Source organism: uncultured Ruegeria sp. (assembly GCF_947504215.1).
In the GTDB taxonomy this organism is placed as follows: domain Bacteria; phylum Pseudomonadota; class Alphaproteobacteria; order Rhodobacterales; family Rhodobacteraceae; genus Ruegeria.
Genome location: NZ_CANNGO010000010.1, coordinates 60,353 through 75,653 on the forward strand (window position 1 = coordinate 60,353; position 15,301 = coordinate 75,653).

A 15,301-nucleotide genomic window follows, 5' to 3' on the forward strand; every position below is an offset into this window, starting at 1 on the left:
GGCTGAGAGGTTACTCTGCCGCGATGGCGTCCTCGATCTTTTCGACGCGAATTGCCGAGAATTTAAACTCGGGGATTTTGCCATAAGGATCGATGGCAGAGTTGGTCAGGATATTCGCCGCAGCCTCGACATAGGCAAACGGAATGAACACCATATCCTCGGCAATCGCGCGATCGGCCCGCACCATGATCTCGATCGAACCACGGCGTGTAGTCAGGCGGATCGTTTCACCCGGTTCGATCCCCATCAGCTTCAGCTGACGCGGGTTCATCGAACAGTTCGCTTCCGGTTCCACAGCGTCCAGCACCGTAGCGCGGCGGGTCATCGACCCAGTGTGCCAGTGTTCCAACTGACGGCCTGTGGTGGCGATCATTGGGTATTCGTCATCGGGCGCTTCATCCGGCGGGATCACGCTGGCTGGGGTGAACTTCGCCCGGCCGTCAGCACGCGGGAAACCATCACCAAACACGATCGCCTGACCCGGATCAGTTTCAGTGAGCGACGGATAGGTGATCGTCTCGGTTTCAAGCCGCTCCCAGGTAATGTTGTCGAGCGACGCCATGGTCAGCTTCATCTCATCAAACACCTGGCTTACATCCGTGTAATCCCAGTTCAGCCCAATACGCTGCGCCAGCTCAACCGTGATTTTCCAGTCCTCACGCGCCTCACCTGGAGGGGCCACAGCCGGACGCACACGCTGAACCTGACGGTTGGTGTTCGACACGGTGCCGTTCTTTTCATACAGCGCCGAGGCGGGCAGGATGATGTCGGCATAGTTCGCCGTCTCGGTCAGGAAGATATCCTGCACGATCATCAGCTCCAACTTTGCCAAAGCTTCCCGTGCGTGACCAACATCAGGGTCGGACATAGCCGGGTTTTCACCCTGAATATACATGCCCTTGATGTTACCCGCGTAGGCCTGATCAATGATCTCGGTGACGGTCAGGCCCTTCTCGTTAGAGAAGTCGTCCGAGTTCCAGACATTGTTGAATTTGGCCCGAATGCCGTCATCCATAACCGACTGATAATCCGGCAGGAACATCGGGATCAGACCCGCGTCAGACGCGCCCTGCACGTTGTTCTGGCCACGCAGCGGGTGCAGACCCGCGCCGGGTTTACCAACGTTGCCGGTCATCAAAGCCAGCGAGATCAGGCAGCGGGAGTTATCGGTGCCATGGATGTGCTGGCTGACGCCCATACCCCAGAAGATCAGACCAGCCTTGGCCTGCGCAAAGGTACGCGCGACACGGCGTAGCTGATCTGGCTCAATACCACAAATGGGCGCCATTGCCTCGGGCGTGAAGGCGCGCAGATGCTCTTTTTCGGCTTCCCAGTTCTCGGTCCAGCGGTGGATGTACTGGCTGTCGTACAGCTCTTCCTCGACGATCACGTTCATGATCGCGTTGAGCATCGAGACATCAGCACCAGGGCGGAACTGCAGCATCTCGTCTGCGAACTTGCGCATACCGACGCCGCGCGGGTCCATCACGATCAGCTTGCCACCGCGCTTGGTGAACTGCTTGAAGTAGGTTGCCGCCACGGGGTGGTTTTCAATCGGGTTCGCGCCGATGATGATAACCACATCCGAGTTCTCGACCTCGTTAAAGGTGGCGGTCACCGCGCCTGAGCCCACGTTCTCGATCAGCGCCGCCACGGACGAGGCATGGCACAGACGGGTGCAGTGGTCGACGTTGTTGTGCTTGAAGCCCTGACGAATGAACTTCTGGAACAGATAGGCTTCTTCGTTGGTGCATTTGGCCGAACCAAAGCCAGCGACGTTGCGCGGATCTTCATCACGCAGCGCTTTCAGCTTGGTGGCCGCCAGATCCATCACCTCTTCCCAGGTCGCCTCGCGGAAATGAGTGCCCAGATTGCCCGGATTGACGTTCAACCCTTTGGCAGGCGCATCCTCACGCCGGATCAGAGGTTTGGTCAGGCGGTGTGGGTGGTGGATATAGTCAAAGCCAAAGCGACCTTTGACACACAAGCGGCCTTCGTTTGCTGGGCCGTTAATGCCTTCGACATACTTGACCTTGCCGTCCTTGACCTTCAGCGAAACCTTACAGCCGACGCCGCAGAACGGACAGACGCTTTCGGTTTCGCTATCGTAATCCTTGCTGTCCCCCTGCTGCTGATCGTCCAGCACAGTGGCTGGCATCAACGCACCTGTCGGGCAGGCCTGAACACATTCACCACAGGCGACACAGGTCGAATCCCCCATCGGGTCGTTCTGGTCAAACACCACTTGCGCCGTGTGTCCGCGACCGGCCATGCCGATCACGTCATTCACCTGCACGTCGCGACAAGCACGGACACAGAGGTTGCAGTTGATGCAGGCGTCCAGATTGACGCGCATTGCAACGTGGCTGTCATCCAGCAGAGGGATCTTCTCGGCCTTTTTCGCCGGGAAGCGACTGTCGCTTACATCGTTCAGCTTGGCCATATCCCAGAAATGGCTGGATTTATCGTGCGCCTCTTCGGGTTGGTCGGCGACCAGCAATTCCATGACCATTGCGCGCGATTTCTCGGCCCGATCACTATCGGTTTTTACCACCATTCCGTCCGCAGCCGGGCGAATGCACGAGGCGACCAGCGTGCGCTCGCCCTCCACCTCGACCATACAGGCGCGACAGTTGCCATCCGGTTTATAGCCGGGTTGAGGCTTGTGACATAAGTGCGGGATCGTGAACCCCTGCCCCTTGGCGGCTTCCCAGATGGTCCAGCCCTCGGGCACGGTGACATCATCGCCGTTCAGGTTGAAGGTGACGGTTTTGTTCGGGCTTGCATCAAGCATGGCTCTGTCTCCCTCAGATTTCGTCGGCGAAGTGTTTCATGACCAGGCGGATCGGGTTCGGGGCCGCCTGCCCCAGCCCGCAGATCGAGGCATCACCCATGACCTGACACAAATCTTCCAGCAGGTCCTGATCCCATTTGTCGGCCTGCATAAGCTTCACCGCCTTTTCGCAGCCTGCCCGGCAGGGTGTGCACTGACCGCAGCTTTCATCTTCGAAAAACCGCAGCATGTTCAGCGCCGCATCGCGGGCGGTGTCCTGATCTGACAGAACCACCACGGCAGCAGAGCCGATAAACGTGCCCAACGGCTGCAGCGTGTCAAAATCCAGTGGCACATCGTCGATGGATGCGGGCAGCAGGCCCGAAGACGGCCCACCCGGTTGATAGGCCTTGAAGGTCTGGCCCGCGGCCATACCTCCGGCGGCCTCGATCACGTCCAGAATGGTCGATCCTGCGGGCAGCAAGTAAACGCCCGGTTCGGCCACGCGGCCCGAGACCGAATAGCTGCGCAGACCCTTACGGCCATTCTTTTCGGTGCTGTTCAGGCATTCCGGCCCCTCGCGGCAGACCTTGGTGACCCAATAGAGCGTCTCGACATTGTGTACCAAGGTTGGACGATTGAAGACCCCCACCTGCGCCACGAACGGAGGGCGGTGACGCGGCAGGCCCTTTTTGCCCTCGATCGACTCGATCATCGCGGATTCTTCACCGCAGATATAGGCGCCAGCACCCCGGCGCAGATCGACATAACCTTTTTCAACGATCCCAGCCTCTTCCAACGCGGCAATCTCTCGACGCAGGATTTCCAGAACGGCCGGGTATTCGTCGCGCATGTAGATGAAGCAGGTCTCAGCCTCGACCGCCCATGCAGCGATCAGCATGCCTTCTAGAAAGACATGCGGCGTGCGCTCCAGATAATAGCGGTCTTTGAAGGTGCCGGGTTCGCCCTCATCGCCGTTCACCGCCAGATAGCGGGTACCTTCGTTCATGCGAACAAAGCCCCATTTCTTGCCCGAGGGGAAGCCAGCACCACCCAGACCGCGCAGGCCCGAGGCCAGGACGTCTTCCTGCACCTTCTCCCAGTCGCCGCTGTCGCGCAGCTCTTTCAGCTTGGCGTAGCCGCCGTTTTTCGCATACGCCGCGAAGGTTTCATAGTCGGGCAAATGCGCGTGGGTGTCACTGGCGGCAATCGCGGCCTTTACCTTTTCGGGGGTCGCGTGATCGATATGGTTGTGGCCAATCTCAAGCACCGGCGCCGTATCGCAGCGTCCCATGCAGGGCGCGCGGCGGACGCGCACCTGCGATGCATCCAACCCATCCTCGAGCGCCTTTTGCAACTGCTGGGCCCCAGCCATTTCACAGGACAGGGAATCACAGACACGGATTGTCAGCGCAGGCGGAAGTGCCTCATCCTCTTTCACCACATCGAAATGGGCGTAGAAAGTGGCAGTCTCATAGATCTCGGCCTGGCCCACGCGCATCTCGACGGCCAAAGCGGCGATGTGATCGGCGCTGATATGGCCGTGTGCGTCCTGAATCAGATGCAGGAATTCGATCAGCAGGTCACGGCGGCGCGGGCGGTCGCCCAGCAGGCGCGATATCTCGGCCTGTGCCTCATCCGTGAACTGACGGCCTTTGGGCGTGTGCCGCCCTTTGCCTTTACCTGACTTCCAGACGCCCCTGGGTGCGCCTGATGGCTTGGTATCTAATGGTGCCATAATGCCCTCCGATTGAGGTTTGGTCTCTCATCAGGTTAGCATATCGTCAAATCGCATATCACTATCGCACGATAACGACAGGTTATCACCGTAAAGACGCCACGACAGCGCGCAATGCCGCAACCGTCGGCAATTCGGGATCGCGCGTGAGGGTAGCCAGACAAATCGGTTTACTTACAACAGGATCGATCAGCGGCAGTACCTTCGTGCCTTTGAGTTCTCCCAACGCCCGCACCAGAACGCGGGGCACAACGGTTGCGGCCAGACCCTCGCGGGCCATAACCATCGACGCGGTAAATCCGCTGGTTTCTGCCACCACATGCGGATGAAGACCCTGTTCTGAAAATATCCGATCCAGAATGCGCCGATTCTGCATTTGCGGCTCCAGCAGGCTGATTGGAAAATCAGCCACCCGCGCCCAGGGAATCGGCCCGTTTTCATCCGTCATGTGCGCGGGGATCAGCAGGACATAGGTCTCTTCATACAAGGGCTGAACCTGACGCAGGTCGGTGCCGATACTATCGCCATACGTCACGCCAGCATCCAGACTGCCCTCGTCAAGCCGATGCTGAATGGCATTGGCTGACATGGTTTCGATCCGGGACAGGATGCGAGGATGGGCCTGCTGCAGCCGTTTGATCAAGCGGCCCGTAAATGCGGTCGCAGTGGGGATCACACCGAAAATCAGCGTGCCGGTGATTTCACCGCGGGTTGCCAAGACCTGCTGTTCCAGCGCTTTGGCATCGTCCAGAATGCGGCGTGCCCGGCGAACAATCATCTCGCCTTCTTCGGTCAGACCTTGAAACCGATTGGCGCGGCGCACGATCGACACACCCAACCGATCTTCGAGATTGCGGATGCGCATCGAAAACGCGGGCTGAGATATCCCGCATTCCTCGGCCGCTTTGGCAAAGTGTCGGTGCCGCGCCAAAGCGCTGAGCAATTGCAGGTCGCGAATCTCGATCACTCTGGGCCTCAGCGTGCTGACAGGTGGGGCAGGATAACCTTCTCTGGCTGCAGGAAAAGACCCTTATTGATCAGGTGTTGAACAAGAAGTGCATCACGTCGCCGTCCTTGACGACATAACCTTTGCCTTCGGCCCGCATCTTGCCAGCCTCTTTGGCCCCCTGTTCCCCATCGGCCGCGATATAGTCGTCATAAGCGATGGTTTCAGCGCGGATGAAGCCCTTTTCGAAATCACCATGAATGACACCAGCCGCCTGTGGCGCGACCGTTCCTGTCCGAATGGTCCACGCACGGGCCTCTTTCGGGCCAACAGTGAAATAGGTTTCCAGCTTGAGCAAATCGTAACCGGCGCGGATCAGGCGGTCAAGACCAGGTTCTTCCAGACCCATCTCCTCAAGGAACATCTGGGCTTCGTCCTCTTCCAGCAGGCTGATCTCTTCTTCGATCTTGGCGCTGATGATGACGTGAGAATTGCCCTGTGCAGCGGCCATTTCAGCGACGCGGGTCGAATATTCATTTCCCTCCGCCGCTTCTTCTTCCGACACGTTGCAGACATAAAGCACAGGCTTTGTCGTCAGCAGCTGCAGCATCTTCCAGGCTTTTGAATCCTCATCGCTGACCTCGACCAGACGCGCGGGTCTGCCACTTTCCAGCATTGCCTGCGCTTCGGCCAACAGACGTTCCTGCTGCTGGGCTTCCTTGTCGTTGCCTTTAAGCTTGCGCACCAAGTTTGCGCGGCGTTTTTCAATACTTTCCAGATCCGCCAGCATCAGTTCAGTCTCGATGGTATCAGCATCTGCCACCGGATCGACGCGCCCGTCGACATGGGTCACATCACCATCTTCGAAACATCGCAGGACATGAGCTATTGCGTCGGTTTCGCGGATGTTGGCCAGAAACTGATTGCCCAGCCCTTCCCCCTGCGAGGCGCCTTTGACCAGACCTGCAATATCCACAAAAGTCATCCTTGTCGGGATGATCTGTTTCGAGCTTGCAATCGCCGCCAGCTTGTCCAGCCGATCATCAGGCACGGCCACGTCGCCCACATTGGGTTCAATCGTGCAGAACGGGAAATTCGCAGCCTGAGCGGCCGCGGTTTTGGTCAGCGCGTTGAAGAGGGTCGATTTGCCCACATTCGGCAAACCCACAATTCCCATTTTAAAGCCCATGGTGGTCTCCTGATGCCATTCGCGGCTGCTTCTAGGCAGGTCAGGCTCAATGCGCAAGCGGTTGGCAGGCAACACTCAATTGAGCCTGTTTGGACACATCACAATAATGTTCGGTAGTTTTCGATGCTTGTGTGCTTGTGTAAATCTGAAAATGCGCTTTAAAGTCACCACTTAGCGAACGACATCAACAACAAATTGCGTATAGATTGATATGAAGACACTCCTTTTAGTTTCCGCTGTGGCCATTGGCGCCGCGACCGCTGCGCCTGCGCAATCCATCATATTTGGCGCTGGATATGCAGATTATTCGGACAGTATGTCCGAGGATCAGGCTATTTTGTCCCTGGAATACCAACACAGTCCCTTTCATCAAGCGACGCGGTTCAGTGCCACCTGGGGTGCTGCTTTGTCGGTCGACGCTGATGGCGACACACATATTGGCGCTGGGCTGATCGGCGTCTATACGCTGGGTGATCGCTGGTTTGTCGAGGGCAGCGTCATGCCCGGGTATTATGACGAAGGAAATGATCTGAACGATCTGGGCGGTAGCTTTCAGATCCGCAGCCTGCTGGGCCTTGGCTATACCTTGAACAGCGGCAACAAGATTTCGGTCGCGGTGACACATAAATCCAATGCCAGCACCCAGGACGAAAATCCCGGGGTGAACGCTCTTTTGCTGCGGTATCATTACGCGTTCTAATCCATTCGCAACGAGGCGGGATTGATTTTCGGTCAAAGTTTCTGCACATCAGGTCCAAACCTGTTTGCAAGGACATCTGATGAGCCGTATCGACGCAAAGTTTGCCGCACTGAAAGCCGAGGGCAAAAAAGCCTTTGTCGCCTATATCATGGCCGGAGACCCTGACTATGAAACCTCGCTTGAAGTGGTCAAGGGTTTGCCGGGGGCTGGTGTCGATGTGATCGAGCTGGGCTTGCCCTTCACCGATCCAATGGCCGATGGCCCCACGATTCAACTGGCGGGACAACGCGCATTGGACGGCGGCATGACGTTGCAGCGCACGTTGGATTTGGCGCGCACCTTCCGTGAGACCGACGACACCACGCCGATTGTTTTGATGGGATATTACAATCCAATCTATAGCCGCGGCGTTGATACGTTCCTTACGGATGCAAAAGCTGCCGGTATCGACGGGCTGATTGTTGTCGACCTGCCACCTGAAGAAGATGACGAGCTGTGCCTGCCTGCACAGGCCGCCGGATTGAACTTCATCCGTCTGGCGACACCAACAACAGATGACAAGCGCCTGCCCCGTGTTTTGCAGAACACGTCAGGCTTTGTTTATTACGTGTCCATCACGGGTATTACCGGCGCGGCCGAGGCAGAAGCTCAGGATGTCGGACCCGAGGTTGCGCGGATCAAATCGCAGACCGACCTGCCAGTAATCGTCGGATTCGGCATCAATACACCGGAAAAGTCACGTACCATTGCAAGTGTGGCAGATGGGGCTGTTGTGGGCTCGGCCATTGTCGGTCAAATCGGGGCCGGAAAGCCGGTCGCCGAAGTGCTAGAGTTTGTGAAGACCCTATCTGACGGAGCTCACTCGGCCTAAGCCCCTAACAACAACTTCAAACGCTTCTTTAGCCGCAGTTTGCCTCAGGCCAGCTGCGGTTTTTGATATCCAGACAGCGTTGCGGCTGGTCGAGAAAATTGGTAACAAAACCTAACCAATATCATCAAGGCCGTGTGCAATGCCCGTCATCACCACAATCGAAGACCTGAAACGCATCTACCAACGCCGCGTCCCCCGGATGTTCTATGACTACGCCGAAAGCGGAAGCTGGACGGAACAAACGTTTCGGGAAAACACCTCGGACTTCGAGAAGATTCGCCTGCGCCAGCGGATCGCAGTGGATATGGCCGGGCGTTCAACGGCGTCTCAGATGATTGGCGAGGACGTTTCGATGCCCGTGGCGCTTGCGCCTGTGGGCCTGACCGGGATGCAGCACGCCGATGGTGAAATGAAAGCTGCCAAAGCCGCTGAGGAGTTCGGCGTGCCCTTTACCCTTTCAACAATGTCGATCAATTCGATCGAAGATGTGGCAGGCCACACCGACAAACCGTTCTGGTTTCAGTTGTACACTATGAAAGACGAAGACTATGTCAGCCGTCTGATCCAACGCGCCAAGGATGCAAAATGTTCGGCGCTGGTGATTACGCTGGACCTGCAGATCTTGGGGCAACGTCACAAGGACCTAAAAAACGGGTTGTCCGCCCCGCCGAAACTGACCGCAAAAACCATCGCAAACCTGATGACCAAATGGGCTTGGGGCATTGAGATGCTCGGGGCCCATCGACGAGAGTTCGGAAACATAGTGGGCCATGCCGAAGGCGTCTCGGACGCTTCATCGCTGGGCGCATGGACAGCAGAGCAGTTTGATCCAAGCCTGGATTGGACCAAGGTGGAAAAACTGATGGAACAATGGGGTGGTAAGGTCATTCTGAAAGGAATACTGGACGCCGAGGATGCCAAGATGGCGGCAAAACTGGGTGCTGATGCCATTGTTGTTTCGAACCATGGCGGTCGCCAGTTGGACGGTGCACTTAGTTCGATCCGCATGCTGCAGGAAATCCTGGATGCAGTCGGAAGCGACGTTGAGGTACACATGGACAGCGGAATCCGGTCCGGGCAGGACGTGCTGAAGGCGTTAGCTTTGGGGGCCAAAGGCACATATATCGGCCGCGCATTTGTCTATGGTTTAGGCGCTATGGGGCAAAAAGGCGTGACCACCGCGCTCGAGGTGATCGAAAAGGAACTAGACACCACGATGGCCCTGTGCGGTGAGCGAAACGTGGGCGATCTGGGGCGGCACAATCTGCTGATCCCGGAAGATTTTGGCGGGCGCTGGCAGGATTGATCTGTCTTTGCGTCTGAGCGGCTAAAAATCGCTTTTCAAACCCAGTGAATCAAGCTATGGACGCCGCTTCACGCGGGCATACAGCCTTGGAGGATGCCCGCCCTAACATTGGAGATATATCATGGCTGGTGAGATTCCTGATCTCGTAGCTCTGGAACGGACGGGGACAGGCAAGGGCGCCGCTCGTCAAACACGCCGCCACGGCATGGTTCCGGGCGTTGTATTTGGTGGCGACAAAGACCCGCTGGCAATCCAGATCCCGTTCAACGAACTATTCAAGCGCCTGAAAGCGGGTCGGTTCAAGTCGACGCTGTGGAACCTGAAGGTTGACGGTCACGAAGACGTTCGCGTTATCTGCCGCGACGTTCAGCGTGATGTCGTCAAAGATCTGCCGACACACCTGGACCTGATGCGCCTGCGCCGGACCACCAAGATCGCGCTGTTCATCCCGGTTGAGTTTATCAACGAAGAAGAAGCTCCCGGCGTCAAGAAGGGCGGCGTTGTGACCGTTGTCCGTCCTGAAGTTGAGTTGGTTTGCACAGCAGGCGAGATCCCTGAAAAGATCACCGTTGATCTGACCGGCATGAACATCAACGACGTTGCGACCATTTCGTCTGTTGAGCTGCCAGCTGGCACCAAGCCGACCATCGACCGTGATTTCGTGATCGCCAACATCTCGGCACCGACAGGTCTGGCGACAGACGACGATGAAGAAGGTGAAGATGAAGTCGCAGCTGACGAAGTCGAAGTCGTCGGACAGGAAGAAGAAGAATAAATCCGGATACCACTATCCAGATTTTCTAACGGGGCTCTTTTCAGAGCCCCGTTTTTTGTTGCAACTTCGATGATCAACGCAGTTTTGCCTAATCGGTTTCTTCGGCCAAGCCATAGATGGCCGTAAATCATCCCGTGATTTTCAAACCGGCCCATCTGGATTTTCGAACGAAATCCGGGCATGAGGGGGCAGACGAACTTTGACCCGTGGGGCAGCACAATGAAACTATTTGTCGGACTGGGAAATCCGGGGCAGAAATATGCCCGGAACCGGCACAATATTGGTTTCATGGCCTTGGACCAAATTGCCGAGGATCACGGGTTTGGCCCATGGAAATCAAAGTTTCAGGGCGACATCGCAGAAGGTCGGTTGGGCACTGAGAAAGTCCTGCTGCTGAAGCCGCAAACCTTCATGAACCGTTCGGGTCAGTCAGTGGGCGAAGCGATGCGTTTCTACAAGCTCGACTCAACCGACGTGACAGTTTTTCACGACGAATTGGACCTTATCCCCGGCAAGGTGCGTGTTAAGGCCGGTGGTGGTCATGCCGGGCACAATGGCTTGCGTTCCATCCACGAGCATATCGGCGCGGCCTATGACCGGGTTAGGTTGGGTATCGGGCACCCTGGTCGAAAAGAAATGGTCTCACCCTATGTGCTTAGTGATTTTGCGAAGTCCGAGGGCGACTGGCTAAGCGAAGTATTGCGCGGTGTTTCGGACGGCGCCAATCATTTGGCACAGGATGAAGGCGGGAAATTCATGAACGCCGTCGCCTTGCGCACAGCACCGGCGCGGTCATCTAAGACCCCTTCGCCCGCCAAAACCGATCCTAAACCTGAAGCAAAGCCAGAACCGCTGAGCGACGATCGTTCAACCATGCAGAAGCTTCTGGACAAGTTCAAATAGGCGCGCCTCACCTTTCCGTAACGTCTTGATTGCGGATTGAACTGTCTCGCGTTCCAATGCTGAGCGAAGAGGGAGGCATCATATGAGAACGGTTATCAAGTGGCTGCTGCGGATTGTTCTGGCATTGGTGCTGGCCGCAGTTGTTGTCGGTGCTTGGAAACGCGAAGAGATACAGCGCCTGATGGCTGTGAACTCGCTGTTCTCCGAAGAAAAGATTGTCCACAACTTTTCGCATATGAACGAGGCTTTCCTGACAGTTGATTTGCCGCGCGGCAATGCCCCGACGTCCGAGCTGTCATATGGTGCAGGCTTTGAGCTACCCGAAGGCACCGATACCTGGATTGATGAACGATCCGTCACATCCTTGCTGATAATGCAGGACGGGCGCATTCGGTTCGAAGAATACTACTTAGGCACTTCGCCCGAAGACCGGCGGATCTCGTGGTCAGTTGCCAAAAGCTATCTGTCGGCCCTGCTCGGGGTTCTGATAGACGAAGGCGCGATCGCGTCGCTGGACGATCGGGTCGTCGATTACGCTCCTCAGTTAAACGGCAGCGCTTACGAAGACGCAACGATCCGAAATGTGCTGAACATGGCCAGCGGCGTCACCTTTGACGAAGACTACCTGGATCCGAAATCAGACATCAACCGTATGGGCCGTGTCGTCGCGCTGGGTGGAGAGCTGGATGATTTTGCAGCCTCGTTGCAGGACAGCTTCGCGAACCCGGGCGAAACCTGGCAATACGTGTCGATCGACACTCATGTGATTGGCATGGTGATCCGCGGCGCAACCGGGCGCAGCGTGTCCGAGCTGTTGACCGAAAAGATCACTGAGCCACTCGGCCTCGAACGCGATGGTTACTACATCACTGACGGGGCTGGAGTGGCATTTGTGCTGGGCGGATTGAACTTTACTACCCGAGATTTTGCTCGTTTCGGGCAAATGATCCTACAAAATGGCGCCCATAACGGGCAACAACTTGTGCCAGCAGAATGGATCGCCGAGGCTACGCGAGCCAGCGCACCAACCAAACCTGACCAGACAGGTTATGGCTATCAATGGTGGATACCGGTTGGCGCGCAAGATGGAGAGTTCCTGGCCCGCGGTGTCTATGGGCAATACATTTACTTTGATCAACCTCGCGGTGTGCTGATCGTCTCAACCGGGGCGGATCGAAAATTCCGTGAGCCGGGTGTAAACAATCAGAATATCGAAATGTTCCGCAATATCGCCCGAAACCTGTAAGATGCATCTATGCAAAAGCAAGACAGTGTAAACGTACTGGGGGGTGTGTTGGCCCCCTGCTCTCGCGATCCGCTGACGGGTTTCTTTCGGGATGGGGCCTGCAACACCTGCCCCGAAGATCAAGGCAGCCATACCGTGTGCGCCGTCATGACTGCCGAGTTCTTGGCGTTTTCAAAATATGTCGGCAATGACCTGAGCACACCCAGGCCCGAGTTCGATTTTGCCGGCCTCAACCCCGATGACAGTTGGTGCCTGTGCGCCAGCCGATTTCTGCAGGCCCATGACGAAGGGTGCGCGCCCAAAGTGCATCTGGAGGCCACCCATAAGCGCGCATTGGACATTGTGCCGCTGACCATTCTGCAGCAACACTCGGTCAACGTGGATTGACGCCTGGTTCAGAATATTCTCTATGGCCCATAGCCAGCCAACATTCTTTTCAGCCAGCCTAAATGATGAACGAATGAGGTTTGACATGAGCTTTATTGCTATGAACCGCTTCAAGGTCCGTCTGGGCAGCGAAGCAGATTTCGAAAACGTCTGGAAAGAGCGTCAGAGCCGCCTGAACGAACTGCCTGGGCTTCAGGAATTCCGTTTGCTGAAAGGGCCGGAAGGGGACGGTTATCGCCTTTACTCCAGCCATGTCATCTGGGACCGCCGCGAAGATTTCGAGGCATGGACCAAATCGGAACAGTTCCGCGATGCGCATAGAAACGCCGGGAACAGCAACACCCAATCCGCCCTGATGGGTCCACCGCAGTTCGAAGGGTTCGAAACCGTCCTGCACGAAGGCTGACAAGGTCCTGAAAGCCGAACGGGACTGGTTATGGGATTGTTAGTTTTCAATCAAAACCACCAAAACAAGCCGCTCAGGTGCTTAAACCGCTCTGGCCAAATATCCCCGAGACGTACGCGACGGCGGGCCGGTCGGGAAACTGTGCTGCGCTTCCAGAAGCCAACCTGATTCTGCGAGCATCTCAGCAACCTTTTCCGGCCTGTATGAGCGGTGCCGCCATTGAAACCAAATGATTGCGTTGCACCAGTGCGGCTTACTGACAACGAGCCAGAGCTTGGCAGTTGGGGCCGCCAAATCGCGCATTTGGCGCAGTGCCAATATTGGATCTTGGCAGTGTTCCAAAACATGTGCGGCCAACACGCAATCAAAGGGGTCGGTTGACCGAAAATCCTCCAACCTTGTTCTAGCTGTTTCCGTAGCTATGCCCCTACGACCCAACGCCTGCTCCGCACGCATCAGCATCTTGTCGGAGGGTTCCATCAAGGTGACCCGACCCTCAGAGCGTATTACTGTGCGCGCTTCGGCAAAGGCGCCAGTACCGCACCCGACGTCCAGTGCATTGTAACCAAGGTGCTCAGGCGACCCCCTCGAGAGAAATCCTAAATACGCGTCGAAGTAGCCAAGCAGCCGCATCTTGTCCGCCCACCTGTGGGCGGCGGCGTCATATTTCTGGTCAAGCCGCGCAGGGAATGATGAGGAGGAATCGCCCATGCCACAAAGCCTGGCACGAAACGCACCGGAGGGCAAAGCCCGGATGGGCTCAGCCGGCGGAACGTCCTTCGGTATCCGACATGTCAAAGTTCAGGTACTTGGCAACCGTCTGCACATCCTTATCACCGCGTCCACACATGTTCATGCAGATGATGTGATCCTTTGGCAGTTCAGGCGCGATTTTCATCACATGGGCAAGGGCGTGGCTGGGTTCCAAGGCCGGGATAATGCCTTCGGTCGCACAGCACAGCTGGAATGCCTCCAGCGCCTCGACATCGGTGATCGAGACATATTGCGCACGGCCAATTTCATGCAGCCACGAATGCTCTGGCCCGATGCCCGGATAGTCCAGACCGGCCGAGATCGAATATCCCTCGAGAATCTGGCCATCATCGTCCTGCAAAAGATAGGTTCTGTTGCCATGCAGAACCCCTGGACGCCCCCCTGTCAGCGAAGCGCAGTGCTCCATCTTTTCGTTAACGCCTTTGCCACCTGCTTCAACGCCAATGATGTTCACGGATTTGTCGTCCAAGAACGGATAAAACAGGCCCATCGCGTTCGACCCGCCACCGATGGCGGCAATGATCGTGTCAGGCAGACGGCCTTCGGCCCGATGCATCTGTTCCTTGGCTTCCTTGCCGATGATCGATTGGAAATCGCGAACCATCGCCGGATAAGGGTGCGGGCCAGCCACTGTGCCGATGCAATAGAACGTGTCACGCACGTTGGTGACCCAATCGCGCAGCGCATCGTTCATTGCATCTTTCAGCGTCCCACGGCCCGAGGTTACCGGAATCACCTCGGCCCCCAGCAAGCGCATGCGGAACACGTTTGGTGCTTGGCGCTGCACATCATGCGCGCCCATATATACCACGCATTTCAGACCAAATTTGGCGCAGACCGTGGCCGTTGCCACTCCGTGCTGCCCGGCGCCCGTTTCAGCAATGATCCGGGTCTTACCCATGCGACGCGCCAAGATGATCTGACCAAGCACATTGTTGATCTTGTGGGCGCCCGTATGGTTTAGCTCATCGCGCTTAAGGTAAATTTTCGCACCACCCAGATGATCGGTCAGGCGTTCGGCGAAATACAGTGGTGAGGGGCGGCCCACATAGTTGGCCCAGAGATCATCCATCTCGGCCCAGAATGTCGCGTCGTCCTTGGCCTTCTCATACTCTTCTTCCAGTGACAGGATCAGCGGCATCAGCGTTTCGCTTACGAACCGCCCGCCAAAAATGCCGAAGCGCCCCTGCTCGTCTGGACCGGACATGAAGGAATTGAAAAGATCGTTGGCCATGGGTGACTCCCTCGTCGTACGTGTTGTTCATAGGAGGTGACGGCAGGATTTGC

General features: G+C 56.7%; 14 protein-coding genes. 8 read left to right on the forward strand and 6 right to left on the reverse strand.

The annotated features are described in order from the left end of the window. Positions 1–10: 10 nt before the first annotated feature. From fdhF to ychF, 4 genes are all read right to left on the reverse strand, one after another. Positions 11–2,794 carry a formate dehydrogenase subunit alpha gene (fdhF, locus tag Q1B21_RS16615; protein ID WP_299891064.1) on the reverse strand — a complete coding sequence of 928 codons (2,784 nt, stop codon included), beginning with the start codon at positions 2,792–2,794 and terminating at the stop codon, positions 11–13. Between the two features lie 13 nt (positions 2,795–2,807). Continuing rightward, positions 2,808–4,511, reverse strand: a complete 1,704-nt coding sequence (locus Q1B21_RS16620) for an NAD(P)H-dependent oxidoreductase subunit E (protein WP_299891067.1) — start codon at positions 4,509–4,511, stop codon at positions 2,808–2,810. A gap of 85 nt (positions 4,512–4,596) precedes the next feature. Next, complete coding sequence (locus tag Q1B21_RS16625; RefSeq protein ID WP_298936602.1) at positions 4,597–5,478, reverse strand: LysR family transcriptional regulator; 882 nt, start codon at positions 5,476–5,478, stop codon at positions 4,597–4,599. 70 nt (positions 5,479–5,548) lie between these two features. Then, a complete protein-coding gene (ychF, locus tag Q1B21_RS16630; RefSeq protein ID WP_299082525.1) occupies positions 5,549–6,646 on the reverse strand; it encodes a redox-regulated ATPase YchF in 1,098 nt (365 codons plus the stop codon). 211 nt (positions 6,647–6,857) lie between these two features. On the opposite strand from ychF, the gene Q1B21_RS16635 reads away from it, so the two are divergent. The 8 genes from Q1B21_RS16635 (at position 6,858) to Q1B21_RS16670 (ending at position 13,240) form a co-directional block, all read left to right on the forward strand. Continuing rightward, positions 6,858–7,346, forward strand: a complete 489-nt coding sequence (locus Q1B21_RS16635; RefSeq protein WP_298936600.1) for an acyloxyacyl hydrolase — start codon at positions 6,858–6,860, stop codon at positions 7,344–7,346. A gap of 79 nt (positions 7,347–7,425) precedes the next feature. Beyond that, positions 7,426–8,217 carry a tryptophan synthase subunit alpha gene (trpA, locus tag Q1B21_RS16640; RefSeq protein WP_299082528.1) on the forward strand — a complete coding sequence of 264 codons (792 nt, stop codon included), beginning with the start codon at positions 7,426–7,428 and terminating at the stop codon, positions 8,215–8,217. A gap of 139 nt (positions 8,218–8,356) precedes the next feature. After that, a complete protein-coding gene (locus Q1B21_RS16645) occupies positions 8,357–9,523 on the forward strand; it encodes an alpha-hydroxy acid oxidase (protein ID WP_299891072.1) in 1,167 nt (388 codons plus the stop codon). 121 nt (positions 9,524–9,644) lie between these two features. Next, positions 9,645–10,298: a 50S ribosomal protein L25/general stress protein Ctc gene (locus Q1B21_RS16650; RefSeq protein WP_299891074.1), complete on the forward strand. Its 654-nt coding sequence runs from the start codon at positions 9,645–9,647 to the stop codon at positions 10,296–10,298. A gap of 219 nt (positions 10,299–10,517) precedes the next feature. Next, on the forward strand, positions 10,518–11,201 hold the full coding sequence (pth, locus tag Q1B21_RS16655) for an aminoacyl-tRNA hydrolase (protein ID WP_299891077.1): 684 nt from the start codon (positions 10,518–10,520) through the stop codon (positions 11,199–11,201). A gap of 82 nt (positions 11,202–11,283) precedes the next feature. Beyond that, a complete protein-coding gene (locus Q1B21_RS16660) occupies positions 11,284–12,447 on the forward strand; it encodes a serine hydrolase (RefSeq protein ID WP_299891079.1) in 1,164 nt (387 codons plus the stop codon). Between the two features lie 9 nt (positions 12,448–12,456). Further along, the gene (locus Q1B21_RS16665; protein WP_298936594.1) at positions 12,457–12,834 is read left to right on the forward strand and encodes a DUF2237 domain-containing protein; all 378 of its coding nucleotides are present in this window, start codon (positions 12,457–12,459) and stop codon (positions 12,832–12,834) included. Positions 12,835–12,919: 85 nt separating this feature from the next. Beyond that, positions 12,920–13,240 carry an antibiotic biosynthesis monooxygenase gene (locus tag Q1B21_RS16670; protein WP_299891082.1) on the forward strand — a complete coding sequence of 107 codons (321 nt, stop codon included), beginning with the start codon at positions 12,920–12,922 and terminating at the stop codon, positions 13,238–13,240. An 81-nt stretch (positions 13,241–13,321) separates the two neighbouring features. Here Q1B21_RS16670 and Q1B21_RS16675 read toward each other — a convergent pair whose 3' ends face one another. After that, positions 13,322–13,951: a class I SAM-dependent methyltransferase gene (locus tag Q1B21_RS16675; RefSeq protein WP_367277449.1), complete on the reverse strand. Its 630-nt coding sequence runs from the start codon at positions 13,949–13,951 to the stop codon at positions 13,322–13,324. Between the two features lie 49 nt (positions 13,952–14,000). Next, on the reverse strand, positions 14,001–15,248 hold the full coding sequence (gene trpB / locus Q1B21_RS16680) for a tryptophan synthase subunit beta (RefSeq protein ID WP_299082539.1): 1,248 nt from the start codon (positions 15,246–15,248) through the stop codon (positions 14,001–14,003). Positions 15,249–15,301: the final 53 nt, after the last annotated feature.

Excerpts from the sequence above, each read along its gene's own strand:
- Q1B21_RS16645 (WP_299891072.1), top strand. The coding sequence starts at position 8,357 with ATGCCCGTCATCACCACAATCGAAGACCTGAAACGCATCTACCAACGC.
- trpB (WP_299082539.1), bottom strand. The coding sequence starts at position 15,248 with ATGGCCAACGATCTTTTCAATTCCTTCATGTCCGGTCCAGACGAGCAG.
- Q1B21_RS16635 (WP_298936600.1), top strand. The coding sequence starts at position 6,858 with ATGAAGACACTCCTTTTAGTTTCCGCTGTGGCCATTGGCGCCGCGACC.
- Q1B21_RS16660 (WP_299891079.1), top strand. The coding sequence starts at position 11,284 with ATGAGAACGGTTATCAAGTGGCTGCTGCGGATTGTTCTGGCATTGGTG.
- Q1B21_RS16650 (WP_299891074.1), top strand. The coding sequence starts at position 9,645 with ATGGCTGGTGAGATTCCTGATCTCGTAGCTCTGGAACGGACGGGGACA.
- Q1B21_RS16620 (WP_299891067.1), bottom strand. The coding sequence starts at position 4,511 with ATGGCACCATTAGATACCAAGCCATCAGGCGCACCCAGGGGCGTCTGG.
- Q1B21_RS16665 (WP_298936594.1), top strand. The coding sequence starts at position 12,457 with ATGCAAAAGCAAGACAGTGTAAACGTACTGGGGGGTGTGTTGGCCCCC.
- Q1B21_RS16675 (WP_367277449.1), bottom strand. The coding sequence starts at position 13,951 with ATGGGCGATTCCTCCTCATCATTCCCTGCGCGGCTTGACCAGAAATAT.
- trpA (WP_299082528.1), top strand. The coding sequence starts at position 7,426 with ATGAGCCGTATCGACGCAAAGTTTGCCGCACTGAAAGCCGAGGGCAAA.
- pth (WP_299891077.1), top strand. The coding sequence starts at position 10,518 with ATGAAACTATTTGTCGGACTGGGAAATCCGGGGCAGAAATATGCCCGG.
- ychF (WP_299082525.1), bottom strand. The coding sequence starts at position 6,646 with ATGGGCTTTAAAATGGGAATTGTGGGTTTGCCGAATGTGGGCAAATCG.
- fdhF (WP_299891064.1), bottom strand. The coding sequence starts at position 2,794 with ATGCTTGATGCAAGCCCGAACAAAACCGTCACCTTCAACCTGAACGGC.
- Q1B21_RS16670 (WP_299891082.1), top strand. The coding sequence starts at position 12,920 with ATGAGCTTTATTGCTATGAACCGCTTCAAGGTCCGTCTGGGCAGCGAA.